We start from the raw sequence: 25,207 nt of genomic DNA, 5'->3' as shown, positions 1-25,207 counted from the left end.
ACACTTCCCGAAACCATAGTAATTGGTCGATATATGCTAAAAACCTCTAAAGGCCTCAAAAGAGCTACCGTTATTTCAGTACCCAATCCATGGAATATGGATCTACTTGCTAAAGCAGTGGAGAAGCTTGAGTTCAAGGAATTGAGTAATGTTCAAGAGGAAAGTTGGGGTTTTACAAGACCTGATCATACTGACACCTGGCCGGTACTCCCTAGATGCAATAACGTCTACATCCTGACTCTCCGGCATGATCGCCGGGTGTTGAATAAGTCTCGACTTAGCCGCGAATGGAACCAAGCTATTGCAGAAAAAGAAAAGCAGGAAAATCGCAGGTTAAATAAAGATGAACGGGAAACGCTAAGGGACGAGCAAAAGAAAAAGCTCTACCCAAAGACCGCACCAAATGAAAACACTTATCAAGCCATCTATGATGCTGATCGGCGCATACTTGTGGTAACAGAATCTAATAGCCCAGCAGTAGAATTTGTTGTAGATAAACTTAATGTTGCTCTTAAAGATCAAGGAACTAGTCTCGACTGGAAAGGGAACTTAGTAGAGGCTGTTTTAGAAGATACTCTGACCGCGTGGGTGTATAAACCAGAAAATCAGCCAAAAGAGTATAACTTTGAGGTTGGTAGTAATATGCGTCTTGAAAACGAGTCATGTAAAGCAGCACTTTCAAATCAAAATGCTGATTCCGAAGAGGTGCGTGTTCATCTACATAACCAGAAGCATGTAGGTCAAGTGCAATTGATATGGAAGGAGCAGGTTGAACTTGTTTTATCCTCAAAACGAATTATTTCTCAAATGAATTTCAAGGCATTCTGCAGTGAGAAAATAAAAGAGATCCAGGAAGGTGACAGTCACGAATCACTACGCACATATCAACAAGCTACTTTCATGGTTTTTTATAGTGCATTCTTGGAGCTTTGGGACGCGGTATCAAACATCCCTACAGAAATCTAAAAGAAAAGGGGCATGATTGCCCCTTTTTTTCTACATATACAACGTTAAGAAACTGCTTTAACCCACTTTTCTGCATCGGCATTCGTAGGCTTTTCTGGTTTAAACAACTTCGCTAGAACAAAATACAAAACAACGGTACCCATAACAGAAGAAAATATCTGCAGGAGCAGATAAGACACACTTAGAGAATCTTGCATCAAAGCAAAAATCACTGTACCAATAAACAATAGCCAGACCGGTACCATGATAATTCTGAAGCGTTTCAAATCCCGGTTATATTGCTCTGTCATCCAAAGCATCGCTGATTCTACTGTGTGTTTTTCTGGTGTTTGACTACCGTCATTATTTACAACAAGTTTCATATAACCTCCCCTTTACTTAATTCCATAGCTTACCAACGAATGGCTACCAATATGGATATTCAGATGCTCATTGACTGATTTAATAACAGCTTGGTGTAGAACAAAATCTACACTTTGCCCAAGTGTTTCTGTTGCTTGCTCTTTTGCCATCCATTCAACATTAAAACTTTGAGGAATAGACATAAGATCTTTTAGTAATGGAATTGATGGCTTATAAACTCTTCCACCATCTTCTATAAAAACGCCATCGCGGATGCGATCTTGTGACTTTAATACCGTTGGTGAAAATAAACTATCGCGCGTAATGTAAGCAGGCATTTTGCGATGATATCCCTCTCGACTCTTTATCAGCTTTGTATCGGTAACATCAACGCAATCAGCTAAATGTTTTTCAACTATTTCCCATAGGCTACCAGCTGGAGTGTTTACTGCTGGTGGAGCTTTGTATCCGGGGAACACAGAAGCGACCATGTAATAACGCTCTCTTGCTTGGTAGGCTGCATAATCCTTACCAGACAAAACCATTTCACTGACATGGTACCCAAAGCGCCGCAACGTAGTTGACATAATCTTTCCAGCGTCTGAGCTTCCAAAACCTTTTACATTTTCAAGTAGAACAATCAAAGGTTCGATCATTTCTATCTGTTTAAGGACGGGATAAATCATATCCAGCATGGTAGAAAGGTCATCAAGCGAAACCTGTTTGGCCTTTTTTGACTTTGCCAAACTATGATCGTCGCACCCAATTGAATAGCTGCAGATTGCGACAGGCGGCTGAGTCGCTAAGATAATTGCTAATCTCTCAGTTGAAAGCTTATGAATGTCTTCATTTAGGATTACGCGAGGATTTGCATTAACCCAAGTATTAAGTGCATTAACTTCTGTCAAATTTCGACCACTTGCGATATCTCGCGCTTCTTGTGGTCGATGCTCTAAAACAATATTTGCTTTCCAGCCCAATCGTTCCATTGCATAGATATCGACGCCCCCAGTAAGGGCGACCATTGCTGAAAATGGATCGGCATTTTTAAATCTATTGATGATATTAAATGTACGATTAGCAAGTGGGGAAAATCGCACTTTGTTTTTGAACATCTCAACATGAAATCTTTCAGTAGGTTTAGGGAAACATGAATCTATAAGACTCTGTGAGCCGAATTCCATAATTAATTCGAGTGGATTATTACTTCGGCCTGCACGCTTATATGTACGGCTGTACACAATATTCGCACTTTGCTCATTTGATTCAGCTGGTACTACTTCAAATCCATTCATCCCGGATGACGGAATTATGCGTAATGGCATACCGGGTTTAAAGTTCATGAGTGCAAGAAAGTTTGTCGATAAGCGAACTTTGCGCTTGCCATCGATTCGGTTAAACCCGAGTTGCTTAGTGATAAGTTGCGGAGTGCTGCGAGTAATACCGGTGTCAGTAATTCCTAATATTATCTTGGTATGTTAGCTTTTAACGTTGGAGGAAGGCCAATCTGGCATCAATTTATTCAGCGATTGAAATGGAATCTTCAATTTCAATCTCTTCGCCAATCATTTTCGTCAGTTGGTCCTGAGCTATGGCACTGCGAATTATTCCAGCAATTATTCCTTTTGTCGCAAGCGAAGGTCGAATTTGGCTTACACGTGCTTCAGCTAGCTCAAGCATTGAAAATGTTTCAACAGGAATAGAAATAGCTTGAGGCTTTGTAAGGTTTGCTTTGGTTTTGTATTCAATACCCATTTCAACTACATCAAGCCAAGTATTGCCGCACCCTATTGAACAAAGCCCTCTAGCTGCATCATCCCAAGGTGCATTCAAATATGAATCCCAACTTAATAAACGTCTTACAGCCAAGTCTAATATCCGGCTACGCTCTTTTATGCCCACGTCCAGCAAAAACACTTGGGACTCTGTGAATTTCACAGTAGATTTCTTTACCTCGGTTTTAGTCGCTTGCACCTTAACTTCTTTTGAGTTTAGTACAGGACTGCCTACCGGCTTCATTCTCATTTTCACTTGCTTTCTTCCTCGCCCAACTTAACCAATAGTTTTTCCAGTGTTTGTAACCCACTTTCATTTTCGAGCAAAGTGATGGAGCTATCCAATTGTTTCAACATCGTCAAAACCTTAATTGCACCAGCTTCTTTAGGATCAATTAACACAACACTTGGATTTGCCTCCTGTCCAGTGCCAGAAATATTTATGTTAATTGAACCATTGTCACACGTAATATTTTCATCAGTGTTAGCTACTGGGGGTGATTGCTTATTTGATGTAATTGGTGCAATCGTCGAAGCCCGTTCTTTGTTTGTACCTTCGTCTGCAGTTTCAACTTTCTGATTTTTCGTCGGTGTAATTTCAGGAACTGTTTTGATCAATTCTACAGGTGCAACCATTGGAGCTTGCACAGTTTCTATCGGTGCTCCGTCTTTAAATTGATTCCTAAACCATGCAGAACCATTCGCAATCAGTTGTTCAACCAAAATGGTCCATTGATCGCTGCTTTGCTTTGCGATGAGGCTAAGCGATTTAATATCCTCAATACCATTTTCATGAATTGATTTGATTAGTGATTCAGATTTAGATAATCCTGAAGTAATAACCTCAATTATCCGACCTAGTTTAGTTCTTTCAATTGCAGTTGCTTGTGCAAGTTTTGCCTTATTAACAGACTCTCCTTTTTGTTGGAGTAATTCAAGAACCCGACTAATGCTAACAATCTGTTCAGCAAGTGTGTTGTCTTCGCGCGCTGTATTTTCGGTGATACGCCCTATTGACTGATAAAGCTGGTCGTTTGCAGATGTTGACTTATCCAGTATTACATCAATTACATTAACGCCAGTAATTGGCTCAGCTAAGGTGTATGCTATTGTTCGTCTATGTCCAGTTTTTGTAAGATGAATTCCCTCAGCATTTGCGGCGCATACTTTTGGTGGAGTATCGGCGCGCCCCTCATTCTGCAAATATGTGTTTGCCAGTTTTGCGCAACTGTTATAAAGCATCGTTGCTGAAATTGATAATTCTGGTACTTTTGAAACATCAGAAAGTGCTGACCAGTCGGGAACAATTTTTTCTTCGCTTACTGATAAATATTCTTTGATACAGTCAACGATAAGATCGATTTTACTCATTAATTCAACTTGTCCGAATCTACCATTTGAATCATCGAGTTTAATTTTTGAAAGCTTTACGGCAATGATTGAGTCATGATGTGATGTAACGTGTAAAGCTGCCTGAACCCCTGCTAGTAGTTCATCGCCTTCATCCTCAATTAGCTCTTTACGGCTTTTGTTGCTACCTCCGATTGCCATTTACATTATCTCCATTTTATTCATTACAAATTCGCCCAGCATAGTCCACTCTTCGTAGGCAGCTTTTGTTTTGGAATTGTTAGGAACGATGTAAGGTTTTGTTTTGGCAACCATATCCATTTCTTGATAGGTCGGTCGATATTTAATTTCAAACGGTGTGGCAAGCTGACCAAGCATTTTCTTTAAGCGTGCTAAAAATGATTTATGAAGAGCCTGTGTACCACGGAACATCGTCGGCAAAATTCCGATAATTTGGGCCATATCATTTGTTGCAAAAGGAGCATTAACAACGTTGATAAATTGAATCGCAGCCATCAAACCCTCAAAGGGCGACTTTTCCATGGGGCATGGAATAATTACATGTGTAGCAGCTGTAATCGCAGCTTCTGAAAACAGATTTTTTGCAGGTGGTGTATCAATAATCAATACATCAAAATGATCCCAAAGCTCTGCGTAATTCATCCAGTCTGTGAAATTTTTGATTGCATAATCAGATCGTTGTTGTGACTCAAACATTGAGCTGGAGGCTGGCAAAACGAATAAGTTTTCTGTTGCAGTTGGGTAAGCATCCCACTCAGTTTCTGCGGGATTTTTAAAGAGAGATGCGGAAGTGTAATAAGCTCCATCTTCATGTTGCGGCGGACCAAAGGCATTTCCGTTGTCTTCAAATTTTGAAACCATTTTCAAAAATTTTGATGAAGCATTACCTTGAGGATCAAGATCAATCAGTAAAACCCTTTTCCCTTTGCTCGCAATATAGCTAGAAACTTGTGCCGCAGTGGTGGATTTAGCCACGCCGCCTTTTTGATTCGTTATCGCTAAAATCTTCTTTTTCACTGGTTACTCCAATATTGATCAATTAGCCCGCGTTGCAGGATTGTAGTATTATCCTCTCATTACTTCGCACAACTGTAAATATGTTTCTATATATATATTACAGTAAATATATATCAAACTTTATATATGCGCCACTTAAAAGGGTGATGAATTGGATTTATCGAGAATCGGGAGCGGTGTCTACCGCATAGTGATTGCAGGCCGAGAAGATCAGCTTGTAAGTGGAAAGCTATTTCATGTTATCCAGTTAGCAAAAGAGCTATCCGCTGAATACACGCTTCAATACTTGGTTGAAGTCGAAGGTGAATTGACCTGGCGACAGGTGAATGTGGAAGACCATCATCATTATCATGGCGATCAGTCTAAATTGCTGCTTCAGTGGTTTTACAGCTTGAGGTGTGCACTTAGTAAATTTGGCTATAAAAGATTTGAAATGATTACAGGCGTTAGTGCGGGTCGTATTCAAGATGCTATGCGCCGAGCGGATACAGTCAGTCATAAGCCACTATCAACTCAAGCCATTCTCTATATTGAATATAAAGTTAAGCAGTATCTTGAGGATGAAAGAAATAGAGCTAATGAGGAGCTTTCTGCGTAGATACCAATTATTAATTTTCAAACGCCAGTCTGCTAAAACAACTGGCGGTTTTTCCTTCTTGATCTTTCCTCCCTCTCCGACTGACTCTGTAAATGTGTGGCATGCCACACTAATGCCAATGCAGATCAATTGGTTCTATTGAATTTGCGAGTCGTCTACTAACGATAGTTTCGATTCTCCCAGCTTCCCGAGATAAGAAGCTTCGTATCAAATACACTCCCCCCCCTACCCTGTCATCATTATTAAGGATAACGCTATCTTTTTACTTAATGGCACACACAAACCTATAAAGTGTGTGGCATGCCACACCACCTACTCAACGGGTCAATCAGATTGGTTCAATTGATATATCGAGCCGTTTACCATAATGGATTAGTTCACTACCGGCTTGTTCAAGCTCAGATGTGGCATGCCACACCTGGATCTTTAACTATCGAATCGGTTAAGGTCTGATTAAGAGCTGCCTAGAAAAATGGGCTGGTTCACTTCCGGCTATTCCCAACTTCGACGTGTGGCATGCCACACTGATTCCGCGCCCAATCCAATTAGAATGGTTCAGGGTATTTTGCGAGTCGTCTACCTGTAATGGATTGGTTCGCTACTGCCTTACCCCAATCTAAAAGTGTGGCATGCCACACCCGCACCGCCCCCTACCCATACAAACTGGTTCAAGTAGTTTACGAGTGGCCTACAGGAAATGAATTGGTTCACTACCGGCTTTTCCCAATTTAAACGTGTGGCATGCACACAGGTACCGCCCCCTATCCTATTAGAATGGTTCAGGGTATTTTGCGAGTTGTCTACCTGTACCGGATTGGTTCACTACCGCCTTATCCCAATCTAAAAGTGTGGCATGCCACACAGGTACTGCGCCACAATCCCATTATATTGGTTCAGGTTTTTTTGCGAGTCGTCTACCTTTACCGGATTGGTTCACTACCGCCTTATCCCAATCTAAAAGTGTGGCATCCACACAGGTGCCTCCCCCTTATCCTATTAGAATGGTTCAGGGTATTTTGCGAGTCGTCTACCTGTACGGGATTGGTTCACTACCGCCTTATCCCAATCTAAAAGTGTGGCATCCACACAGGTGCCTCCCCCTTATCCTATTAGAATGGTTCAGGGTATTTTGCGAGTCGTCTACCTGTACGGGATTGGTTCACTACCTCCTTATCCCAATCTAAAAGTGTGGCATGCCACACCGGCACTCCACCCTATCCCATCAGAATGGTTCAGGGTATTTTGCGAGTCGTCTACCTGTACGGGATTGGTTCACTACCGCCTTATCCCAATCTAAAAGTGTGGCATGCCACACCGGCACTCCACCCTATCCCATCAGAATGGTTCAGGGTATTTTGCGAGTCGTCTACCTGTACGGGATTGGTTCACTACCGCCTTATCCCAATCTAAAAGTGTGGCATGCCATACCCGCACCGCCCCTACCCTTACAAACTGGTTCAAGTAGTTTGCGAGTGGCCTACAGGAAATGGATTGGTTCGCTACCGGCTAATCCCAAAATATATGTGTGGCATGCCACACCCGGATCACACCCTTTCTTTTCAAAATGGTTCAAGCAAGTTTGCGAGTCGCCTACTTGAAGTGGATTGGTTCACTACCGGCTTGTGCCAATATAAATGTGTGGCATGCCACACTCGGATAGCACCATAGCTCTTCAGACTAAGTAAAGTTGTTTACGGGACGCCTACCTGGAGCGGATAAGTTCACTACCGGCTTGTGCCAATATAAATGTGTGGCATGCCACACCCGCAAAGCACCATAGCCCATCGAATAGGTAAATGTCATTTTGCGAGTCATCTACCGCTAAGAGGAAGTATTCAGTAAATGAGTATGAGATCGATCAAATGTGTGGCACGCCACACAGTAAGGAATAAAGCTGGTTTGGTTCGATGGATTATGCGAGCCGTCTACCGTATAAGTTTGAGTATCAAATGGATAGCCGCGCGTGAATATGTGGCATGCTACATATCCTTGTCAAAATACCCGCTTGTTAATGATTCAAAACCATCCAGAGAATCAAAGGTAAGCGAAATTCGGCCTTTAGGTACAGCACCAGTTGCAAAACCAGATCTCAATTTTGTAAGCACATCAATTAAACCAGAGCGGTCAAAAAATTGGTAATCAATCGATCCAGCGGAGCAGTCGTCATTTAAAGGATTGATGCTAACTGGATACCCAATTAACTCGCTAATATCAATTTCAAGTCGCTTAATATCACGGCTTTTACTAATTTCTTGTATCGTACCAAAGGGCAGGGGGCTATTTATCTGTGTCGTTGGAAAGGCTTTTTTCAATATTCGTTTAGAATCCCAGTTTTTTGCAATTGCTTCGATTGCTAATTCTTCCTGTTCAATAAAAGGTAACGTAACCAACCGACGACAATCGCTATAACTAAGCACTTTTCTTTCAGCGAGCTTAAATAGTTTAGGACTAAGTTTTGAGGCAATTTTTATCAGCTTAGTAACCTTGCTCCTATCTATTTTCAGCCGCACGGCTAAATCTTTGTCGGCTAAATTTAGCTGTTTTTTTGCCTTATTTATCGCTAATGCATTGCTGGTCCAAGGCAAGTCTAGATCCTGGCAATGCTTGGTAATGCACCACTCAAGTTCTGCATTTTCAGATTCGTTTAGCAATAACACGCGAGCGCGATGAATTTCTTTCAGTTTTAGTAATTGAATAACATCCCAGCCTGATACCACTAAAAATAAGTTGCCATGCTTTAAGACAACGGGGAAGGGTAGGGCACCCCCACCTTTAAACCTATCATTCAAATTATTCATTCTGTCTTCAGTTGAATAAGGTAAAGCCATCAGTGGGTGTACTTGGCAGTTTACGCAGGGGATCTCAATTTCAATCATATAGAGTCGCTATAGCGCCTTTAACATATGGAGGTTGCTTGCACTTGTGCCCGTGGCACATTTGATTTAAATAATATCCTAATATTTAATTCAATAAGTAGGGTTTTTTCTATTTTATTTGTTTTTATAGGATTATTTATTCTGAGAAGGCTGCAATATTGTGCCACAGGCACAAATACTGACAAGAGATGATCTTGTCGTCAAGCGGGCGGAGTTGGAAGGTTATTAAATGGGTAAAGTGTGGCATGCCACACTTTACCGGGTGAATGTTATTCCTGTGTTCTTCTTAGCTTCGCGGTTTCTATCGATCGCGGGGATCGATTCAAGAAATTGAGTAACTTGTGCCCGATTTTTAAAACACTGCCCAATAAGCTGTATTTCTTTATCCTCTAATCCAACTTGCTTGTATCTTTCTTCCCAATTAGAGGTCGCTCGCAATACATCTTCAGCAATTTCAGCTGCGTCAGCATTTGATATCCCCATTTGCTCAGCGCTTAAAGTTATATTTTTTACTGTTTGATGGCCGCCTGATGGACCCACACTCATAATTTGTAAGTTGCCTTGCAATCCAATAGATGGAACAACGTCATAACAGGGCGATAGTTGATATCCTTTACCACCAGCTGGTTTAATGAAGCTATGGTTTTTCACATGGTCATCGACATTACCGACCGCAATATTGAAAAGCATTCTTCTGAACACCTCTTTTGTATCACTCGCACCATCGACACATATTTGTTTAGCGATATTTGCAAGGTTTGGATAACTCTCTTGTTCAGATGTAACACTGTCCATCCCGGTCTTATTAATTAGTGATTTAAAGCTAATCACATGTGCGCTCTCACCACGCTTATCTAAATCAAAGCGTTCAATAAGGAATACTGGGCCAAGAGCGGTATCCATAACTTTCGTTTTCGGCACGTCAATACCCGCATCTCGCGCCATTTCCATACTTGCGTGCTCAAGAAGGCATTCATCTACCAGATCTTCTTTCCTCGAAAATTTGGCTATATATCGCGTAAATCCAGCAGGGCCAGAATCACCATTATGCTTAGGCTCGTCTATAAATGTTTTTGGCCGTGTACCACCCAAACTACTGCCTTGACGAAAAAACATCGCTCGCTCTTTTGATACTTGAATACCCTCGTCAATTAATAATGCTGTCTCTGCAATCTGTTCAAGGTTATCAAATTCTCGCGGAATTGATTTAGCTTCTGGCTCAACCCGGTCACGCGTGAAATACAAAGCTCCGGTACCCTTGCCCGATCCAGCCAACAGAAACTCCAGATCATTGGAAGGTGGCGGCTCTAACAGTGCAATGAGCAATCTACGCCCCCAGTCATCCGGTCCCGCATCCAATAAAGCTCCTGCAATGCCCATTGATTCCCGCGTCATTGGGCTTTCGTAAATAGCCCCCTTGATCAACGGCAAATTGATTGGATCTAAGGTAAACGCATCGGGGTGCTCACAATATTGACGGGTATAGCGAAACTTTCCCATTCGATTAGCCCGATCGATAACGAGCTCACCAGCAAGGATTCTTTCACCCCCGCCAATGTCAACATGGACATATAATTTATTTAATTCAGGAGAGGTCATCATCAAAAGTCGCTGTGCTATTAGAACGTGAATGTAAGGGAACAGGAGCCAAGTAATCCTTTGATACCTGGCACAAGCTGTCGAGCTCAGATATGAGTCCATAAACTTGCAGCACAACAAGAAAAAAGCCCCACGCAACAGAGGGATCACCTTTTTCAATGCGTTTGATTGTCGTCTTAGATATGCCCGTCAACTCTTGCGCATAGTCTAAAGACCAGCCACGTCGCTTACGTGCAGCCCGGAGCCGAACGCCAAAATCAAAACTCTTTGCAATTGTTGGGTTAGATAGGGGAACACGAGCTTGAGAACGTTTTTTTTCTGTCATAGTCGCTGCAGCACCCACTTTAGATAAAAGAGACGCTATAGCGCCCTTTTTTTTGAAAAAGAGACGCTATAGCAACCCTTTTAAGAAGATTTGTCAAACTTTATGCAAAGTGAGTGCAAAACACAATCAGCTTTCAAAATTATCGAATGGAAAGACTTAAAACACACAGTAATGAACCAAAAAAAGCAGTAGTGAACCAAAATATCGTTATTTTCATCCTTTTCTGTGCATATCCTGTTTATTTCCTGTGCATATGCTGTTATTAGTGAAGCTTCATGCAGAAGTGAACCAAATAAAAAGTCAGAAGCGAACCAAAATAACGAAGAAGCGAACCAATATTTTCTACCGGAAGTGAACCATTAAAATACGGAAGCGAACCATTCTATCGCAGAAGAGAACAATTAATTTGCAGAAGAGAACCATTTTAAATGGTGTGTAAGTTATTGATTAACAAGGTTTTATTACGTGGCGTATTAAACATGAAATACCGCACATGAAGAATCTTATTAATATCTAACAATAAAGCTAAATACTTTTTAAAGGGCTTTTCAACAACAAATTGATGTGAAAAATATTGGTTCAAAAGCAGGCAGAATGAATGCAATAATAATCGAACTATTTTCATACACATTCCAACATGCGCACAGTTGATGAATATAAATACTAAATTTTTGGTCGATATTCCTAATTTCGATAATCATGGCCCGATCTTTAAAGTTGAAGCCTCATCAATCGATTCGATAAGGTTATACCTGTCAACTTTGATTAAGAGGGAGGATATCGACCTTCTGAAAGTAATCATTATGCTTGCCACATCACATGGCAAAATCATAGTTGAAGATCAAATTCAGTATTTCATGCTAGATATTGAACAGTTGCGTGCCGCAGTCAATCAGACTAAAGACAGTAAAATCAGCCTTTCAAAAGCAACACTAAGCAAGAGACTGAATTCGTTCATTGAGTATGGTGTGTTTGATCGTAAGCAAATCTCGATCGCGGGAAAGCAAGGAAGACTATATGAATATACGCTGCAAAAAATTGATGAAATCCTGGCACGACCGTTACCCAAGAAGCAAAAGCCATTAACGACTCACGAAGGCAGGGATATTAATTACTATAAAGCGCTGAAGGAGAAAGAAACTGATCTACTTCAATCCGGGGTGCAGCTGCTCTCATACAAAGACTCCGATGGGCACGCCTACTCAGAGCGTTTGCTTAATAACGTATTTTTTTCAGCCGGTCGTCAGTCTGTCCGAGATTCGCGCAATGAAAAAATAGTTACTCACTATCCCTTTCAAAATGAAATGATTCAAATCACTGCAACGGCAGGCGGCGACTCTGAAATATTTTCATTAGAAGACCAGAACACCGTGCTCGGCATAATAACGATGGTCGTTTATACAAACGAAAATCGACTAGCAAAAGGCCTTGAAGTAAAAAACGAATATTTTTTGGATTTAGTTGACCTTTGCAAGATCTGCGGGTTAGAAAGCGTTGGTTCAAACCGTACAACATTTCGCAAATCCATAGATCGTTTGTATTTTACTAATCTCAATATCGCATGCCCACCCAACAGCAAGTTTGCTGAATTCTTTGGGTTAGACTCAGTATATGAGAACGGGCAGAGGTTTAATCCAGATAACATGGATTTCCGGTTTTTATGGCAACGAGACTCTGTTTCAGAAATTGAAGACGGTCTAAGTGGTGTTCGATTACCACGTAAATACCGCATTTCACTGCACCCTCTAATCTTCTCGCAATTACTTGATCCCGAGGTATGGAACACCTTTGTAATCAATCCTATGCTGCTGAAGAACCGGCTTAAAATGATTACTCATATTTATTTTTTCGCCGCGCGCAACATCGCCAGAGATCCAACACGCGTTTTAACATTTCCAATAAAAACCGTCCAAAAGCAGATTATGCCTTCAGCAATTCGATTCAATGATTGGCAAAACGCACTGTTAACTGAGTGCAGGAAATTTGCTGAGAAGAATGCTCAACAGTGGATTGATGGCCACGAGAATACACTTGATATATATGGCTATTTTGTAAAGTTCACTCCGCATATGTCCCACGGCTACAAAATTACTTTTTGGTTTAATCAGGCCGATCCGATCTTGGGCAAAGACGGGCTCATTCAAAAAGAAGGTTTCAAACGATTACAGCCAGACTTTTTCACAAATTCAAAATCTACAGATGAAATATCGGAAGGCGATTTTTACGAGGGATAAAGGTCACATTGTATTATCGGCCATCATGTCCTATATTATGCGGATGTTCACAATGAGTTACACGCCATGAAAAAGTCAGTTTCTACACTTCTGCTATCAGCCGTCATAGGTTTTACTGGTTGTACCGACCCTAAAGATACCACTATGCCAATGCGCATTACCCTGGCTACCAAAGTAGGGGCTCATGAAATTTCCGGCACAGGGAAATATGTAAGTAATTTAATGCTGGGAAACCATTTGTTAGTAGAAGGCGAAATCGACGGAGAAGCTTTTAAGGAACAGATAACGAGCTGGCCTGAAGAGTGCTCACAAGAAATAGTTTTTGAAGCAATTGGCCAGAATGTCAGGTACGGCGGTCCAGGTTTGGAGCCGATTGAGCACAAAGTTGATCAAAAAAGAAAGCGGCAAGACGATCAATGCACGACAAAGATTATCCAAACGATAATTAGTAATCATAAATCAAGACAAGGCACATAAATGGTTGGCAGAAAGGCGGGGGGTGTTTCAGGGATCGCGGTTAGGCCTGAAACCCTAGAAATACAGAGCATGACTATTGCCCAAGCACAATCAATAGTTTCTAAAGCAGTCAAATTGATTACAAATTGGGAAGCTCATGACCGCTATAAAACGAAAGATAGTGTATCCAAGCTAAAAGAGTTGGAAGCAGCGGTTTGTACGCATCAGATGGCAAAAGCCATGCGCATCTGCGCGCGGCCAGATCTTGATAATGCAATGTCTCAAGCAGAAGCTGCCGCGATCATCTTTAAGACAGCCAAGAGTTGGCAACGGTGGGAAAATCACACTAGCCCGATTTCACTCGGGGATATCTGTCATTTCCTATTAGCAACTCAGTTGATGGAACCTATTTCGAGAGATTAATAGCAGCCTTCCGTGTAATACCTAAACCGTAAAGGGAGTAGGTATTACTTTTTCACATTCATTAGATGATAGAATATTAACTATATCCCACAACTCCAAGCAGCATCATGAATAATCAACAACATTCTCCAGTGAAGATTAACCCATCACTTATACCCCTCGGAGTTGTATATCGCGAAGCAGTATCCGGGATTGCACAGGGCGGGTTGCTGCGATGGCGGGGTGCAGATTTAAAATCACCAATGGTACTGAATGGTATCAAAGATGAATTCAAAGTTTTTTCACAGGGTATTAATACTACCAATATGTCGATGGCAGATGTTTGGTCACTGTTTATTAGACAGTTTTAAGTGCGGTGAATTATGGGTAACGCGCTACTTGTATGCAGCAGCACAGCAATTGACATTAATCAGTGCCAGGAAATGGCAGAGGCTATTTACTTTCATACTGGCAGCTGCGAAGGGTTTGAGGCTATAGAAGATTATTCAAAATCAATCATCACGCTAGATGAATTAATGACAAAGCTTGCAATCATTGAAAACAACCTGAATCGAAACAATTTAAAAAGGAATAAACATGCAGAATCCATATAAAGACGTTAAACAAATTGTAGAGGCACAGGTAAGTCATATTGAGAAACATGACCAGCGCTTTTTAAAGAGCAACATAAATTATCTGAGAAACGTCATAATTACCGCTGCTCAAATTCTTGAGAAAAATGAAAAGCTTTGGGGGTGGAGTAGTAAAGCGCACACAAATGTAACCAAACCACAGTTATCTTTTGACGAGGCGCGATCTTTATTTGTAATGCTCATCACAGCAGCAGCTAAAGTAAGAGAACTTGATACTGATGCAATCGTATATCAAATCGACTTTATTACAGATCAATCTTTAGACTTTGTTGGCGCATTAGATGCACTCATTAAATCGTGTTCAGAAAGCAAAATTGATTTCCCTCGCTTTTTCCGAATTATTGAACTAGCTGGAATGACGCAAGAACTGTTTTTCACAGATATGTGTTCTCATCTTGCCTTGAGGCAATTCCGAATTGAGCGTGGATACATGGGCGTCACGCCGGGCAACTACATTCATATTGATGAACATCTTCAGTGGAATGACGAGGAATTCGCAACTATTTCTGGCAGATCCATTGGGTTAAAAGCCGACACCTTGTTTATGGTTCACGCTGCCTTGTGCGAAGGGTATGACAAAACAGTAAAAAATATGCGTATTTAATAAATTCATTCGATAAAACCTATTGGTTAATTGCCGGTAGGTTTTTTTTACGGCCAAAACTAAACAATCATAAAAAAATAAACTAAAACTTTACATTATGGGGCACAGTGTCCTATAATTAATTTATCGGTATTTATGTTTTTTAGGTGTTTAATATGGCTTCAGTAGCGGTCCAACACATTTATAGAAAAGTTGCTGATTATCGCGGCGCAGCGCGCATTTGGATATCAGGCGCTAAAATGGGTGCTGCTGGATTTACGTTCGGACAGCCATACACCGTTGAGCGTGACTTTAAGAACGAAGTAATCAAGATAAAGCTTGATCCTACCGGCGATCGCACTGTCTCAGGAAAGAAGAATAAGAATAATGACAGCATAATTCCCATCATCGACTTGAACGGCAAGAAAACAAAGTTATTCGCGAAAAGTGCAACCCGCGTTCGCATAGATATTCACCACGGCGAACTATCAATTTCCATTCATCATCTTGACCGCAAAAAGGTTGACCGCGAAGAAGCATTTATCAACCATGCTGCAGAAGGTAGATTAACTAAAGGTAGCTTATGTTGTGGGATTGGTGTTGCCGCTGTAGCGCTGGCTGATGGTTTACAGGATGTTGGAATTAAATCATCACTAGATTGGTTGGTTGATCGAGAAGCAAAGTACCTTCAAGTCGCCATTGACAACAATTACGCCGTAACGAAAGCCACTAAGGTGATCGAAGGTTCATTAGAAGAGATTGAAGAAGATCTGTTGCCACAAACTGATTTGGTTCAGTTTAGTTTGCCTTGTACATCTCACTCTAAAGCTGGGAAAGCCAAAAACAAAATTAAAATTGCTGAAGAACATAACAAAGACGCGACCGCTGTATTTGGTTTAGTAAAGATTTTACAGAAAACTAATGCTGCAATATATGTATCTGAAAATGTTGTTGAAGCAATGAAATCAGCCACATACACACTTTTAAAAAGCATGCTTTCGTATTTAGGTTACAACATTTATGAAATGTTACTTGATGAAGAGCAGGCTGGTAGCTTTGAAGCTAGAAAGCGTTATTGGTTCATCGCTGTATCAGCTGGTCTACCTGCGATTGACGTATCAAAAATTGAATCATTTGATAAGGTTTATGGAACTCTTGGTGAACTCGTAGAGCCAAATGAAGTTACAAATTCTTTGTGGCGTAAACACGATTACCTTGATGCAAAGCAAGAGCATGATATTGCGGAGGGCAAAGGTTTTCGTCGTGCGCTTTATACCAATGCAGCGACAAAAATTAATGTTATTGGACGCTCGTATATGAAAAGACGTTCAAGTGAGCCATTTATTGTAAATGAACAAGGTTTAGAACGCCTCTTAACCCCGATTGAACACTGCCGCGTTAAAGGCATTCCAGAGTGCTTAATTAAAAACGTTTTTGATACCACAGCTCATGAAGGCTTAGGTCAAAGCATTCTATTTAATCATGCGCGTGGCATAGGTCGTCTGCTGGGTAATCAACTTTTTGTTTCGACTGAAAATGTGGTATCAATTTTTTCAGCAAAAAAAGAACGCATACAGAAGATTAAGCCAATCGATGTATATCGTTCTAATCAGTTAGATATTTTTGCGTAGTGGGTTGTCCCACTACATGGGGTGAATACATGGCTTCTGGAAAGATCACTGATTCATCAAATGTTATAGTTCCATCGAATGATATCCCAAAGGCAGGAAAGCAAGAGCCGGTAATCATCCTGAATGACCTGCCCAATGATGAAAAAAAAGATTTATGGTTAAAGATTAGAGCTAATAGGCCGGATATTGCAGACCTTTTAACCGACATGAAGAATGATAGTGATCTACAGGATTTGATAAATTATTTTGGTTGTAAAACAGCAATTGTCGAAAGTGATTTGAAGAAAAAGGTTTAGACATGAAATTTATGGAAGTTGATATTTCGGTACCATCTGGTAGTGATCTATTGGAAGAAGTAGTAAATCATTTGAGTAGCCACATGAAGTCGCACGGGACGTTTCCAACGTTGCCGGAATTAGGTGCTGCATTGAACCTTTCAGTTCGATCATTGCAACGTAGGCTATTGAATAATGATAATCTGTCCTACGTCTTGATAGTTGATCAGCTTCGGAAAAGCCTGATTGCTTTTCATATTGTTAGAGACATTTCATTATTAGAGGTTAGTACAGCTGTCGGGTTTTCGGGTTACGCAAGTTTTAACCGGTTTGTTAATTCTCAATGGGGAATGACACCGCAAGAATTACGCAAAGAAATTACTAGATTAACAATATCTCATTTATCCGAGGATGATTTATGCTACGTAACAACGTCAAGGTGAGAGTAGGTACCAGCGCAGCAGGTAGTACCAGTACGAGCGAGATATTCACCCCCAGTGGTCATGAAGTCACGTTTGAGCTGTTCCCATCTTATCCCGATGGAATTCACTCTGTTGAGGATCTGAAGGCGTACCTAGAAGACTCTATGGCATCATTAGCTAATGCTGGGTGGAAGATTAACATTTACATTGACTAAACCTAAAACTGGTTTGTAAGGGTAAAATTGTTAGCTGATGTAATTGACAAGATCTTTGATCTTTGTAATTTTGGGTATCCGTGCCACTTCAGCTACAAAGGGATTGCTTATGAACCGGTATATAACTTCTGCTCTGCTTTGTGCTCTCTTCTCATTACTTTTTTCTTCTAATGCTTTTGCTGAGAAAAAAAGCTTACCTACCAGAATTAAACCTGTTACTTATCAAAATATACATGGGGAAAAGACAGAACCATGTAAAAAAGTTGCCTCAAAATTCTCTTCGTATGTTTCTATCAATATAGTCAGAATGTATGTAATTAAAAAGGATGCAAAATATTTAGACTTTTGGAAGTCGAATAGAACGTCCTATGGGCTTGCTAAGTTTTCAGCAACAAAAGGCCCCAATAACTTAAATGTTACTCGCGTGAAAAACGCCACACGATTTGAAAATGGCAGTAGTGGCGGAGATATTATGCAAGACTGGATGATATTAGACAGGATGCCATATAACTTCAGTTCACCTTCACTTACCATTCAAGTTCTCTCAGATAATGACTCAAATGTGCAGAACTCAATTGCTCTATTCTCTGCTGTTTCATCTCTCATTCCAGATTTCTCTACAGCCGCTGCAATAACTACTGCAAATACTGTAGCAAGTGTTGTCGATTCTTTTTTAGTTGAAAAAGACAGTGCGATTTTAACAATGGATGCTGATTACCAATTTTCAACAGATCCTGGGAATATATGTGAAGGTGCATTTGTGGCATTTTCAGCCAAAAAAGAAAGTGATTACAGTAAATATATGAATGGTGATGTGATTGTTAAAGACAATACTGCTTACTTTAATAATGTTCCAATTTCTGATGTTAGCCATTCAATTTTTAAAATTACTGTTGAAGATACTTATTACAAAGATCCCACCGCTGCTTTAAATGACACATCTAAAACCTGGGCTAAACATTTTAACAATGTAATTGCCTATCAAATTGATTATGCAGCAAACACTCGCAATGCATTAACTGACCCACTTTCTGCCCTTCGAACAGAAATGTCGTTAGGGATAAGGTATCTAAATGACGACCATTTTTTATTTTCAGCAGAGCGGGAATCAATTCGTAAACAGGTTCAAGAAAGCTTCGATATTGTAAGTACATCGCTTGCTACAGCTACAAGCCAAGACGTTTCAATTTCGCCTCGTACTGCTGTTGCTGAGGTTATTCGTGAAATTGCAAATAATCCGTTCCCAACCCCGCCCCAGGTTGCAGCTGTTTCAGAGCAATTGGAAAGAGGGCAGGCAGTTATTATTAAACAAGTTCCGGCTGACGCTATTCGGCCATTAAGGGAGGCAATAGCTGAGACGGAATCTGTAATATCTAATTGATAATAAAAGGGGGCCGAAGCCTCCTTTTAATTCTTCGCTTGATCTTCAGCGGGGATACATCAGCGGAACCGGTTGGGTTGTTTTAAATTATCGCGCACTTGGCGCCCATCATTGGGCATTTATATTAGATGGAATGGAGTTGGTTGCGGTGGAAAATCCAATTATAGAGAAAGAGTCCTTTATTCAGAGGTGGGCACCTCACTTGGTTGCCGGGATTTTAGTAGTTGCGGTTGGCTTCTACATGTCCAAGTTCCATCACGGACTAAGTACCGATCAAGGTACATGGGGAGAGTTTGGGGACTTTGTTGGAGGCGCAGTAAACCCAATCATCGGTTTTTTCACTATTTGGTTGTTAGCAGTAAGCCTTCGTCAGAACCATAGAGCACTAAGGCAAGCGAACACAGCGTTGACTCAGGCGAATGCAGAACTAGAGTTAACCCGGGAAGCGATTAAAGACGCTAGGGGGATGCAGGCGGCAACAGAAGCGGCTTTGAAACACCAGACAGCAATAGCCTCAGAGGCTAGGGATCTGACCAACGCAGCTATATTATTCAAGTACGCGGATGAGCACTATGTGAATCGAGTTGATCGCCACAGCCAGCTTCCAGAGTCTCTTAATGATAGCCCAGATGCGAAAATGCTAATTGAAGAAGCAATTATATTTGACGGCTTGCGGGTAAAAATGGGAAAAATTCTCTCATTAGAGGCTGATCGTCTGATCATTGCACATTCACTTAGTCAATCAGAGGGGGAAGGGAAACACTGATCACTTCACTAAGTGCAATTATTTATCAAAAGGGGAAAATGCCTGGCATTGCCGTTTGATAAGTGATTACTCACTGTCGAGCCTCAATAAAAAAGTTCTCTGTAAATAACATCTAAAAAAGGCTGCATTTACGCAGCCTTTTTTACTTCTCAACTCAATTTTATAAGAACTGGTCTTACAAGAGTTGCAATCACAACCAATACTGATGCCAGCTGTGACTTATCAGCCCATCCCATATTTGTGAAAACTAACGTATAAAAAGCTGCCCCACAAAAAACGGTGATTAGAATAACTTCCAGTGCACGATTGTGACTTGGTTTATTATTATTTATTTTTTTCATTATGTTTTTTCTCAAATGTTATATGAGCAATGTGCTCGAAGAAATTATAGCAATTTTAAAAATTATTTAAAACAAATACTTGCAATTGATTTCCTTTTATGATCGTTATACCAATTCATGTATAAACTGGAAATATTTTTAAAAATCCCGCAAAACCCCTTTCACAATATTTAACTCATTTCATCTAAAAACTGTTTCTAAAGTTCTTAAAAAAAATGAATTATTCCGAATGGAATAATCAAATATTTAATTCAGCGTTTTCTCAGGAAAATATATCAAAAATATAATTTCTATTATCTTGAATATACCCTTAAAGGGTATATAATAAATTCGAAGTGCAGCATTTCTGCTGCTATAAGTTTATATACAGGTGCAGCATGAAGTATCTATCTGATTACATAAATGAAATGCAGAGCGGTTTGTTTGCTCTTCATGGTGCCTTTTTTGCGCTTGGCAAGGCACAGTTTGAAGAGCGAAGAATTGAAGGAGTTGAATACTGCACTCTTACGAACGGAATCATAGTGCCGGTAGTTTACGCCGATGCGCTGGCTGCAGGACTTGTTAATTTGATCGATAGCGCAATCTCCCACGATCTTGAGGAAAACGGAAAGGACTGTGTAATTGCACGCGAACTCCATAATCATGAATGCTTCATTGATGGAGGAGTCAGCCGCTGTATCGATGCACTAGAAGGTTACGGAATCACACGTGATGAGGTGTTGGCAGTGTTCAAAGAAATTTCAGCGACTTATCAATATTAAATTCAGGAGCAGAGTAGTTATGCAGACTCAACAAATCACCGCTTCAGTTAAAAATCTATACGACTATATAGATGAGCTTCAAAACAAATTGCTAGCGGACAATGGCGCTTTCTTTGCTACACCCACGGCTTGGGCTCAAAAACAGAAAGTTGAAGGTGTTTCGTATGTAGGTTTAAAAACTTTGCTTTCGGGTTGTGTTCTATGCCCCGCTGATAATGCTAGCGAACTCGATGAGAAGCTTAAATGTATTCGTCAAACAGCAATTGCTTATGATTTAGCGAAAAATGGTAAGGATGGCGTGATACAGCGTGAAATTGCTGAAGCGGGTTTATATCGCGCGAAGGTTGTCCTGAAAGAGTATGGGATAACCTGGGGTGAGTTGTTGAATGTTGCAACCACTCAATTCAAAAATGCTGTTTAGAGGTTGATAGAAATGGCTAGAATGAACTTGAGTGAATACAAGTTAGAACAATTGATGGGCGGCATGAATCGCTACAATGCAATTTGGTGGGCATTGTGCAACTTGGGACTTCGCTTTGTTTGTAACACTAGCAGTGGTAAAACTACTGTCTTTGGGATGAATGAAAAAAGGGTATGGTCAATAGAAATTCAATCAATTGCCTTTTTCTATCGAGCTAATGATCAATCTGTATCACCTGACGAATTCGCAAATCAGGTATTAATTTTGATGACTCGAAAACATAAGTCAATGGCTGTTAAGGTCAGCGGACTTCCTACAGCCGATCTTGTTGAGAAAAGCTTGCCGCACCGCGTACTTTGGGCAAGAACTGTGATCATGATGGATTCTTTTACAGACCGCCTATATGACGCCTGTTTTGAAATGGGCGATGGCGGGTGCGTTATTTCACTACTGAAGGAAATAGAAAGTAGCGGTACAATCGCAAGCTTGAAGCAATTAACAAAATCTAATGTCATGCTTCACATTAAAGCGTTACCCGAGCAGCCGATCGTGCGCGACACACGTACAATTGACATGTTTAGCTTGGTTCCAGCTTAATCAATCTAACTTTCACCCCCATAAGGCTTGGGGGTGTTTCATTTCAGCTTTATCTTATTTGAGCAGGCAGGATTTTCGATGGAAGAAATTAAAACTAATGAAATTTATCGTGATGCGTTTGACGAGCTGGGAATAACTCAAGCGCAGCTTGCGGAACTTGTAAATTTGGGTATGCCAATTACTCAATCGGTACGTGGGAAGATTAGCGATAAATTAGCCCTGCGCAAAAACGTTGGTGCAGATGGCACCCCCAAGAATGAAAGGGGAGTGACTAAAGTTGAAGCACTGGCAATGGAACTCTTGCGCTTATTGAATGCAATGCTCAAAGGAAAAGAGATGGGTATTACTGATATTGAATTTGATGAAACCGGTCGAATCAGCGACAAAACCTTTAGAGCTATGAAAAAGGCAATTAAGTAAGGTTGCACATCTTTAACGGCAAACCCAATCCAGGTCACGATACCAGTTATGCGGCAGGCCCAAATATTTGGGGTTTTTGGCTATTAAAATACTGGAATGTGATAATCAACTCGCTACTACATTTTCGTCTCGCCCAACTGTAGACATGAGGATCTTGTTGGGCAAGCTTTAAGTCAAATGGACCTCGCACGATCAATTATTTTGGCGGCACCTTCCAAACCATTGCGTTGGCATATTTGATCAACGATATCGATCATTCGCGTGGACAGAGCCTTTACATCACCGTTGTTTAGCAGACGCGTAACTGATCGGCAGAAATCACCATTTTGCTGATTCAGGATGTGCGCTAAAGGCGCCAACAAATCAGTTATAGCATTGTGCCGGTTGCGCGCGGCTTGCTCACGGTGCTGGGCTTCCAATTCATCATCGGTAAGGCCTCCATTGCGTGTTCGCTGGCTTTCCAGCTCTGCTAGGTAATACTCATACTTGGCTCGGCGTTGTTCTTCCCGCTTAGCTGCACGCACCTCCCGCGCGATTCGGTTTTTATGTGCTTGTACGTCTGAAATCAAACTGGATGAGCCTTGTTTTTGTACGCAATCGCAACCTACCGCGAAGCGAACACCGCGCGCATCTTTGAGGATGTAGTTATTAACCAGAGGCGTGGTGCAAACGGAGCAAGAACCAATCCCGCACCCCTTCGGCATTTCGCTTAATTGACGTTGGTATGCATTAGGGTTTGCTTCAGCGAGAGCAGGGGATGGTATCGCATAAAAGCCAACAAGCCTGTATGGCGGTATGAATCCGAGTTCTTGCCACGCGTGATCATATTGCATATTGATAAATCCGTTGTTTGTTTCATATTTGGCACAAATGATATCACGCAACGCTTAAATTTTGGTAATAAATGTTTCATATGTGGAACATTATTAGATAAAATCCCGATATGATGTGTCATATACGATACAAAGCATTCAATTTAAAAAGCTAATTCTGTAGCAAATATGGTACATTTAGAAAAATAATGCTTACCGGAGTAATTATGAATCCCATCAATTTCAGGGCATCAGCGCCCCACGCGATCCAGCAAGCTATTGGAGGCGCGATAAAGGCACACGTACTGCAAACCTCAACCATCTCAGATTTCAGTTCAGCGAGCGGCATAACTCGATCTAGCCTGTATCGTTTGTTCAAAGGGGAGTCTGTAGGTATCGATGTGTTAGTAATCGCACTCCAAACACTTAATCGCTTGGATCTACTGGAAGCATTGGCTGCACCCCCAAAACAAAACCCAGTAGATTTAGCGCAATCCTCAATTCTTCAGGTATCAAAACCGATTAAGCGCCCAACGCAAAGGCCTACTGGATTTATATTGGATGGGATAGCAACAGCACAGAAGCCGAAATGGGGCAACAAAATAAAATGAGCACTATTGCAAATGTTTATTTATGGGGTGAGCACGTTGGAGCAGTTGCGTGGAATGCTAAAGACCGCGTAGCCGATTTCGCATACACACCAGAGTTTTGCAAATCAGGTTTGCAGGTGTCCCCGTTAATCATGCCGTTATCACCAACCGAGATTTATTCATTCCCCGCGCACCGGGACAGCAATACATTCAAAGGTCTACCTGGATTGCTGGCAGATTCGCTGCCGGAAAAATTCGGGAACAAATTGTTATCGGTTTGGCTTGCTAAGCAGGGGAGAAGTTTTAACGACTTAAACCCAGTGGAACGACTTTGTTACCTTGGCGCACGCGGCATGGGTGCACTTGAATTTATGCCTGATACCGATGGCATACACAGCAAGAAAGATGACAGCATGGATTTAGATGGCTTGCTGGACGTAGCACGAAAGGTTATGGACGAGCACAACCAAGTAGAGCAACTGAATACCGACACCCCCAATTTTGAAAGACTAATTCAAATTGGTACCAGTGCTGGCGGAGCTAAAGCGAAAGCGGTTATAGCATGGAATGACAGCACCAAAGAAATTATGTCAGGTCAGGGAGAATGTAAGGCGGGCTTTGAACATTATTTGCTTAAACTCAGCGGCGTATCGAACGATGAACATGAATCCGATGCGGACACAGGCCGCATGGAAATGGCATATCACTTGATGGCTGTAGAAGCCGGTATAACAATGATGTATTCGCGCTTGATTACGGACGCAGACGGAGTAGGGCACTTCATGACGCGCCGCTTTGATCGCAAAGACGTAGATATGAAGTATCACGTACAGACATACGCGGCTATTGCGCATCAGGACCGCGATCCAGTTGGTCAATGTAGCTATGAGCATTTATTTGCTACTGCTAGAGAGTTGGGGGTGGGGCAGCCTTCTATTACTGAATTATTCAAGCGTATGGTGTTTAACATCATTGCGCGCAATCAAGATGACCACACGAAGAATCATGCGTTTATGATGGATGGTGATGGCCAGTGGTCAATAACACCGGCTTATGACTTATGTTTCGCATATAAAAAGAATTCACGCTTTATCGATTCGCATCAAATGACATGCAATGGTAAGAGGGACAACTTTACTCTCTACGACATTGTGGAATCCGCGCGCGCTGCTAATGTTAAGAATCCGAAAAAAATTATTAGTGAAGTTAACAATGCTATTGCTAATTGGCATGACATTGCAGAAGGCGTAAAGCTCCCATCTGACAAAGCAATCGCAATATCAAAGATGTTTCGGAACATACGATAGCCAAGAATGAATTAAGGATTTCGTTAAAATGCAGGGTTTCAGTGACAGGACTACTCTATTTATTATTGCGA

General features: G+C 41.2%; 29 protein-coding genes. 19 read left to right on the top strand and 10 right to left on the bottom strand.

What is annotated here, in order from left to right:
* Positions 1–33 precede the first annotated feature (33 nt).
* Positions 34–966: a recombination-associated protein RdgC gene (rdgC, locus tag NNX04_RS22235; protein ID WP_261948621.1), complete on the top strand. Its 933-nt coding sequence runs from the start codon at positions 34–36 to the stop codon at positions 964–966.
* Between the two features lie 44 nt (positions 967–1,010).
* Here the strand turns inward: rdgC and NNX04_RS22230 are convergent, their stop codons facing one another.
* The 5 genes from NNX04_RS22230 to NNX04_RS22210 all read right to left on the bottom strand — a co-directional run bounded on the left by NNX04_RS22230 (position 1,011) and on the right by NNX04_RS22210 (position 5,471).
* Positions 1,011–1,328, bottom strand: coding sequence for a hypothetical protein (locus NNX04_RS22230; protein ID WP_261948620.1), 318 nt, complete (start codon positions 1,326–1,328; stop codon positions 1,011–1,013).
* Positions 1,329–1,340: 12 nt separating this feature from the next.
* Positions 1,341–2,603, bottom strand: coding sequence for a DNA cytosine methyltransferase (locus NNX04_RS22225; RefSeq protein WP_261948619.1), 1,263 nt, complete (start codon positions 2,601–2,603; stop codon positions 1,341–1,343).
* Positions 2,604–2,826: 223 nt separating this feature from the next.
* The gene (locus NNX04_RS22220) at positions 2,827–3,339 is read right to left on the bottom strand and encodes a hypothetical protein (protein ID WP_261948618.1); all 513 of its coding nucleotides are present in this window, start codon (positions 3,337–3,339) and stop codon (positions 2,827–2,829) included.
* Positions 3,336–4,634 (bottom strand): hypothetical protein, encoded by a 1,299-nt coding sequence (locus tag NNX04_RS22215; RefSeq protein WP_261948617.1) that lies wholly within the window; start codon positions 4,632–4,634, stop codon positions 3,336–3,338. The genes NNX04_RS22220 and NNX04_RS22215 overlap by 4 nt, the downstream gene beginning before the upstream one ends.
* The gene (locus tag NNX04_RS22210) at positions 4,635–5,471 is read right to left on the bottom strand and encodes a ParA family protein (protein ID WP_261948616.1); all 837 of its coding nucleotides are present in this window, start codon (positions 5,469–5,471) and stop codon (positions 4,635–4,637) included.
* Between the two features lie 151 nt (positions 5,472–5,622).
* Between NNX04_RS22210 and NNX04_RS22205 the strand changes: the two genes are divergently transcribed.
* Positions 5,623–6,069, top strand: coding sequence for a hypothetical protein (locus NNX04_RS22205; protein ID WP_261948615.1), 447 nt, complete (start codon positions 5,623–5,625; stop codon positions 6,067–6,069).
* Between the two features lie 1,979 nt (positions 6,070–8,048).
* Here NNX04_RS22205 and NNX04_RS22200 read toward each other — a convergent pair.
* The 3 genes from NNX04_RS22200 to NNX04_RS22190 form a co-directional block, all read right to left on the bottom strand.
* On the bottom strand, positions 8,049–8,945 hold the full coding sequence (locus NNX04_RS22200; RefSeq protein WP_261948614.1) for a hypothetical protein: 897 nt from the start codon (positions 8,943–8,945) through the stop codon (positions 8,049–8,051).
* A 255-nt stretch (positions 8,946–9,200) separates the two neighbouring features.
* Positions 9,201–10,547, bottom strand: a complete 1,347-nt coding sequence (locus NNX04_RS22195; protein ID WP_261948613.1) for a type II toxin-antitoxin system HipA family toxin — start codon at positions 10,545–10,547, stop codon at positions 9,201–9,203.
* Positions 10,531–10,869 carry a helix-turn-helix domain-containing protein gene (locus tag NNX04_RS22190; RefSeq protein WP_261948612.1) on the bottom strand — a complete coding sequence of 113 codons (339 nt, stop codon included), beginning with the start codon at positions 10,867–10,869 and terminating at the stop codon, positions 10,531–10,533. Before NNX04_RS22190 ends, NNX04_RS22195 begins: the two co-directional genes overlap by 17 nt.
* Before the next feature lie 650 nt (positions 10,870–11,519).
* Between NNX04_RS22190 and NNX04_RS22185 the strand changes: the two genes are divergently transcribed.
* From NNX04_RS22185 to NNX04_RS22135, 11 genes are all read left to right on the top strand, one after another.
* Positions 11,520–13,103: a hypothetical protein gene (locus NNX04_RS22185; protein WP_261948611.1), complete on the top strand. Its 1,584-nt coding sequence runs from the start codon at positions 11,520–11,522 to the stop codon at positions 13,101–13,103.
* A 66-nt stretch (positions 13,104–13,169) separates the two neighbouring features.
* Complete coding sequence (locus NNX04_RS22180) at positions 13,170–13,580, top strand: hypothetical protein (protein ID WP_261948610.1); 411 nt, start codon at positions 13,170–13,172, stop codon at positions 13,578–13,580.
* Between the two features lie 69 nt (positions 13,581–13,649).
* Entirely contained in the window at positions 13,650–13,982 is a 333-nt protein-coding gene (locus NNX04_RS22175; RefSeq protein WP_261948609.1) for a hypothetical protein, read from the top strand.
* A gap of 107 nt (positions 13,983–14,089) precedes the next feature.
* A complete protein-coding gene (locus tag NNX04_RS22170; protein ID WP_261948608.1) occupies positions 14,090–14,332 on the top strand; it encodes a hypothetical protein in 243 nt (80 codons plus the stop codon).
* A 12-nt stretch (positions 14,333–14,344) separates the two neighbouring features.
* Positions 14,345–14,575: a hypothetical protein gene (locus tag NNX04_RS22165; protein WP_261948607.1), complete on the top strand. Its 231-nt coding sequence runs from the start codon at positions 14,345–14,347 to the stop codon at positions 14,573–14,575.
* Complete coding sequence (locus NNX04_RS22160; protein ID WP_261948606.1) at positions 14,559–15,218, top strand: hypothetical protein; 660 nt, start codon at positions 14,559–14,561, stop codon at positions 15,216–15,218. The genes NNX04_RS22165 and NNX04_RS22160 overlap by 17 nt, the downstream gene beginning before the upstream one ends.
* A 155-nt stretch (positions 15,219–15,373) precedes the next feature.
* Complete coding sequence (locus NNX04_RS22155; RefSeq protein WP_261948605.1) at positions 15,374–16,828, top strand: DNA cytosine methyltransferase; 1,455 nt, start codon at positions 15,374–15,376, stop codon at positions 16,826–16,828.
* 29 nt (positions 16,829–16,857) lie between these two features.
* Complete coding sequence (locus tag NNX04_RS22150) at positions 16,858–17,124, top strand: hypothetical protein (protein ID WP_261948604.1); 267 nt, start codon at positions 16,858–16,860, stop codon at positions 17,122–17,124.
* 2 nt (positions 17,125–17,126) lie between these two features.
* On the top strand, positions 17,127–17,546 hold the full coding sequence (locus NNX04_RS22145) for a helix-turn-helix domain-containing protein (protein ID WP_261948603.1): 420 nt from the start codon (positions 17,127–17,129) through the stop codon (positions 17,544–17,546).
* A 303-nt stretch (positions 17,547–17,849) separates the two neighbouring features.
* The gene (locus NNX04_RS22140; protein WP_261948602.1) at positions 17,850–19,121 is read left to right on the top strand and encodes a hypothetical protein; all 1,272 of its coding nucleotides are present in this window, start codon (positions 17,850–17,852) and stop codon (positions 19,119–19,121) included.
* 148 nt (positions 19,122–19,269) lie between these two features.
* A complete protein-coding gene (locus NNX04_RS22135; protein WP_261948601.1) occupies positions 19,270–19,887 on the top strand; it encodes a hypothetical protein in 618 nt (205 codons plus the stop codon).
* 149 nt (positions 19,888–20,036) lie between these two features.
* Here the strand turns inward: NNX04_RS22135 and NNX04_RS22130 are convergent, their stop codons facing one another.
* Positions 20,037–20,228, bottom strand: a complete 192-nt coding sequence (locus NNX04_RS22130) for a hypothetical protein (RefSeq protein WP_261948600.1) — start codon at positions 20,226–20,228, stop codon at positions 20,037–20,039.
* A 377-nt stretch (positions 20,229–20,605) separates the two neighbouring features.
* Between NNX04_RS22130 and NNX04_RS22125 the strand changes: the two genes are divergently transcribed.
* From NNX04_RS22125 to NNX04_RS22110, 4 genes are all read left to right on the top strand, one after another.
* Positions 20,606–20,989, top strand: coding sequence for a DUF7659 family protein (locus tag NNX04_RS22125; protein WP_261948599.1), 384 nt, complete (start codon positions 20,606–20,608; stop codon positions 20,987–20,989).
* A gap of 19 nt (positions 20,990–21,008) precedes the next feature.
* Complete coding sequence (locus NNX04_RS22120) at positions 21,009–21,410, top strand: DUF7659 family protein (protein WP_261948598.1); 402 nt, start codon at positions 21,009–21,011, stop codon at positions 21,408–21,410.
* A 12-nt stretch (positions 21,411–21,422) separates the two neighbouring features.
* Complete coding sequence (locus tag NNX04_RS22115; protein WP_261948597.1) at positions 21,423–22,007, top strand: hypothetical protein; 585 nt, start codon at positions 21,423–21,425, stop codon at positions 22,005–22,007.
* Between the two features lie 78 nt (positions 22,008–22,085).
* On the top strand, positions 22,086–22,427 hold the full coding sequence (locus tag NNX04_RS22110; RefSeq protein ID WP_261948596.1) for a hypothetical protein: 342 nt from the start codon (positions 22,086–22,088) through the stop codon (positions 22,425–22,427).
* A 173-nt stretch (positions 22,428–22,600) separates the two neighbouring features.
* On the opposite strand, the gene NNX04_RS22105 is transcribed toward NNX04_RS22110, so the two are convergent.
* Positions 22,601–23,260: a hypothetical protein gene (locus NNX04_RS22105; RefSeq protein WP_261948595.1), complete on the bottom strand. Its 660-nt coding sequence runs from the start codon at positions 23,258–23,260 to the stop codon at positions 22,601–22,603.
* A gap of 206 nt (positions 23,261–23,466) precedes the next feature.
* Between NNX04_RS22105 and NNX04_RS22100 the strand changes: the two genes are divergently transcribed.
* Together NNX04_RS22100 and NNX04_RS22095 are read left to right on the top strand one after the other, a co-directional pair.
* A complete protein-coding gene (locus NNX04_RS22100) occupies positions 23,467–23,850 on the top strand; it encodes a helix-turn-helix domain-containing protein (RefSeq protein WP_261948594.1) in 384 nt (127 codons plus the stop codon).
* A complete protein-coding gene (locus NNX04_RS22095) occupies positions 23,829–25,136 on the top strand; it encodes a type II toxin-antitoxin system HipA family toxin (protein WP_261948593.1) in 1,308 nt (435 codons plus the stop codon). The genes NNX04_RS22100 and NNX04_RS22095 overlap by 22 nt, the downstream gene beginning before the upstream one ends.
* The last annotated feature ends 71 nt before the right edge of the window (positions 25,137–25,207 follow it).

The sequence above is a fragment of the Cellvibrio sp. QJXJ genome, assembly GCF_024452345.1.
Lineage (GTDB): Bacteria > Pseudomonadota > Gammaproteobacteria > Pseudomonadales > Cellvibrionaceae > Cellvibrio.
Note: the sequence above shows the minus strand (reverse complement) of the source record. Positions and strands in the feature narration are given on the sequence as shown.

Bases quoted from the DNA above. Each gene is read 5' to 3' on its own strand.
- NNX04_RS22200 (WP_261948614.1), bottom strand. From the start codon at position 8,945: ATGATTGAAATTGAGATCCCCTGCGTAAACTGCCAAGTACACCCACTG.
- NNX04_RS22165 (WP_261948607.1), top strand. From the start codon at position 14,345: ATGGGTAACGCGCTACTTGTATGCAGCAGCACAGCAATTGACATTAAT.
- NNX04_RS22195 (WP_261948613.1), bottom strand. From the start codon at position 10,547: ATGATGACCTCTCCTGAATTAAATAAATTATATGTCCATGTTGACATT.
- NNX04_RS22225 (WP_261948619.1), bottom strand. From the start codon at position 2,603: ATGAATGGATTTGAAGTAGTACCAGCTGAATCAAATGAGCAAAGTGCG.
- NNX04_RS22230 (WP_261948620.1), bottom strand. From the start codon at position 1,328: ATGAAACTTGTTGTAAATAATGACGGTAGTCAAACACCAGAAAAACAC.
- NNX04_RS22185 (WP_261948611.1), top strand. From the start codon at position 11,520: ATGAATATAAATACTAAATTTTTGGTCGATATTCCTAATTTCGATAAT.
- NNX04_RS22215 (WP_261948617.1), bottom strand. From the start codon at position 4,634: ATGGCAATCGGAGGTAGCAACAAAAGCCGTAAAGAGCTAATTGAGGAT.
- NNX04_RS22145 (WP_261948603.1), top strand. From the start codon at position 17,127: ATGAAATTTATGGAAGTTGATATTTCGGTACCATCTGGTAGTGATCTA.
- NNX04_RS22115 (WP_261948597.1), top strand. From the start codon at position 21,423: ATGGCTAGAATGAACTTGAGTGAATACAAGTTAGAACAATTGATGGGC.
- NNX04_RS22110 (WP_261948596.1), top strand. From the start codon at position 22,086: ATGGAAGAAATTAAAACTAATGAAATTTATCGTGATGCGTTTGACGAG.
- NNX04_RS22105 (WP_261948595.1), bottom strand. From the start codon at position 23,260: ATGCAATATGATCACGCGTGGCAAGAACTCGGATTCATACCGCCATAC.
- NNX04_RS22160 (WP_261948606.1), top strand. From the start codon at position 14,559: ATGCAGAATCCATATAAAGACGTTAAACAAATTGTAGAGGCACAGGTA.
- NNX04_RS22150 (WP_261948604.1), top strand. From the start codon at position 16,858: ATGGCTTCTGGAAAGATCACTGATTCATCAAATGTTATAGTTCCATCG.
- NNX04_RS22155 (WP_261948605.1), top strand. From the start codon at position 15,374: ATGGCTTCAGTAGCGGTCCAACACATTTATAGAAAAGTTGCTGATTAT.
- NNX04_RS22190 (WP_261948612.1), bottom strand. From the start codon at position 10,869: ATGACAGAAAAAAAACGTTCTCAAGCTCGTGTTCCCCTATCTAACCCA.
- NNX04_RS22120 (WP_261948598.1), top strand. From the start codon at position 21,009: ATGCAGACTCAACAAATCACCGCTTCAGTTAAAAATCTATACGACTAT.
- NNX04_RS22100 (WP_261948594.1), top strand. From the start codon at position 23,467: ATGAATCCCATCAATTTCAGGGCATCAGCGCCCCACGCGATCCAGCAA.
- rdgC (WP_261948621.1), top strand. From the start codon at position 34: ATGCTAAAAACCTCTAAAGGCCTCAAAAGAGCTACCGTTATTTCAGTA.
- NNX04_RS22125 (WP_261948599.1), top strand. From the start codon at position 20,606: ATGAAGTATCTATCTGATTACATAAATGAAATGCAGAGCGGTTTGTTT.
- NNX04_RS22095 (WP_261948593.1), top strand. From the start codon at position 23,829: ATGGGGCAACAAAATAAAATGAGCACTATTGCAAATGTTTATTTATGG.
- NNX04_RS22140 (WP_261948602.1), top strand. From the start codon at position 17,850: ATGAACCGGTATATAACTTCTGCTCTGCTTTGTGCTCTCTTCTCATTA.
- NNX04_RS22170 (WP_261948608.1), top strand. From the start codon at position 14,090: ATGAATAATCAACAACATTCTCCAGTGAAGATTAACCCATCACTTATA.
- NNX04_RS22175 (WP_261948609.1), top strand. From the start codon at position 13,650: ATGACTATTGCCCAAGCACAATCAATAGTTTCTAAAGCAGTCAAATTG.
- NNX04_RS22180 (WP_261948610.1), top strand. From the start codon at position 13,170: ATGAAAAAGTCAGTTTCTACACTTCTGCTATCAGCCGTCATAGGTTTT.
- NNX04_RS22130 (WP_261948600.1), bottom strand. From the start codon at position 20,228: ATGAAAAAAATAAATAATAATAAACCAAGTCACAATCGTGCACTGGAA.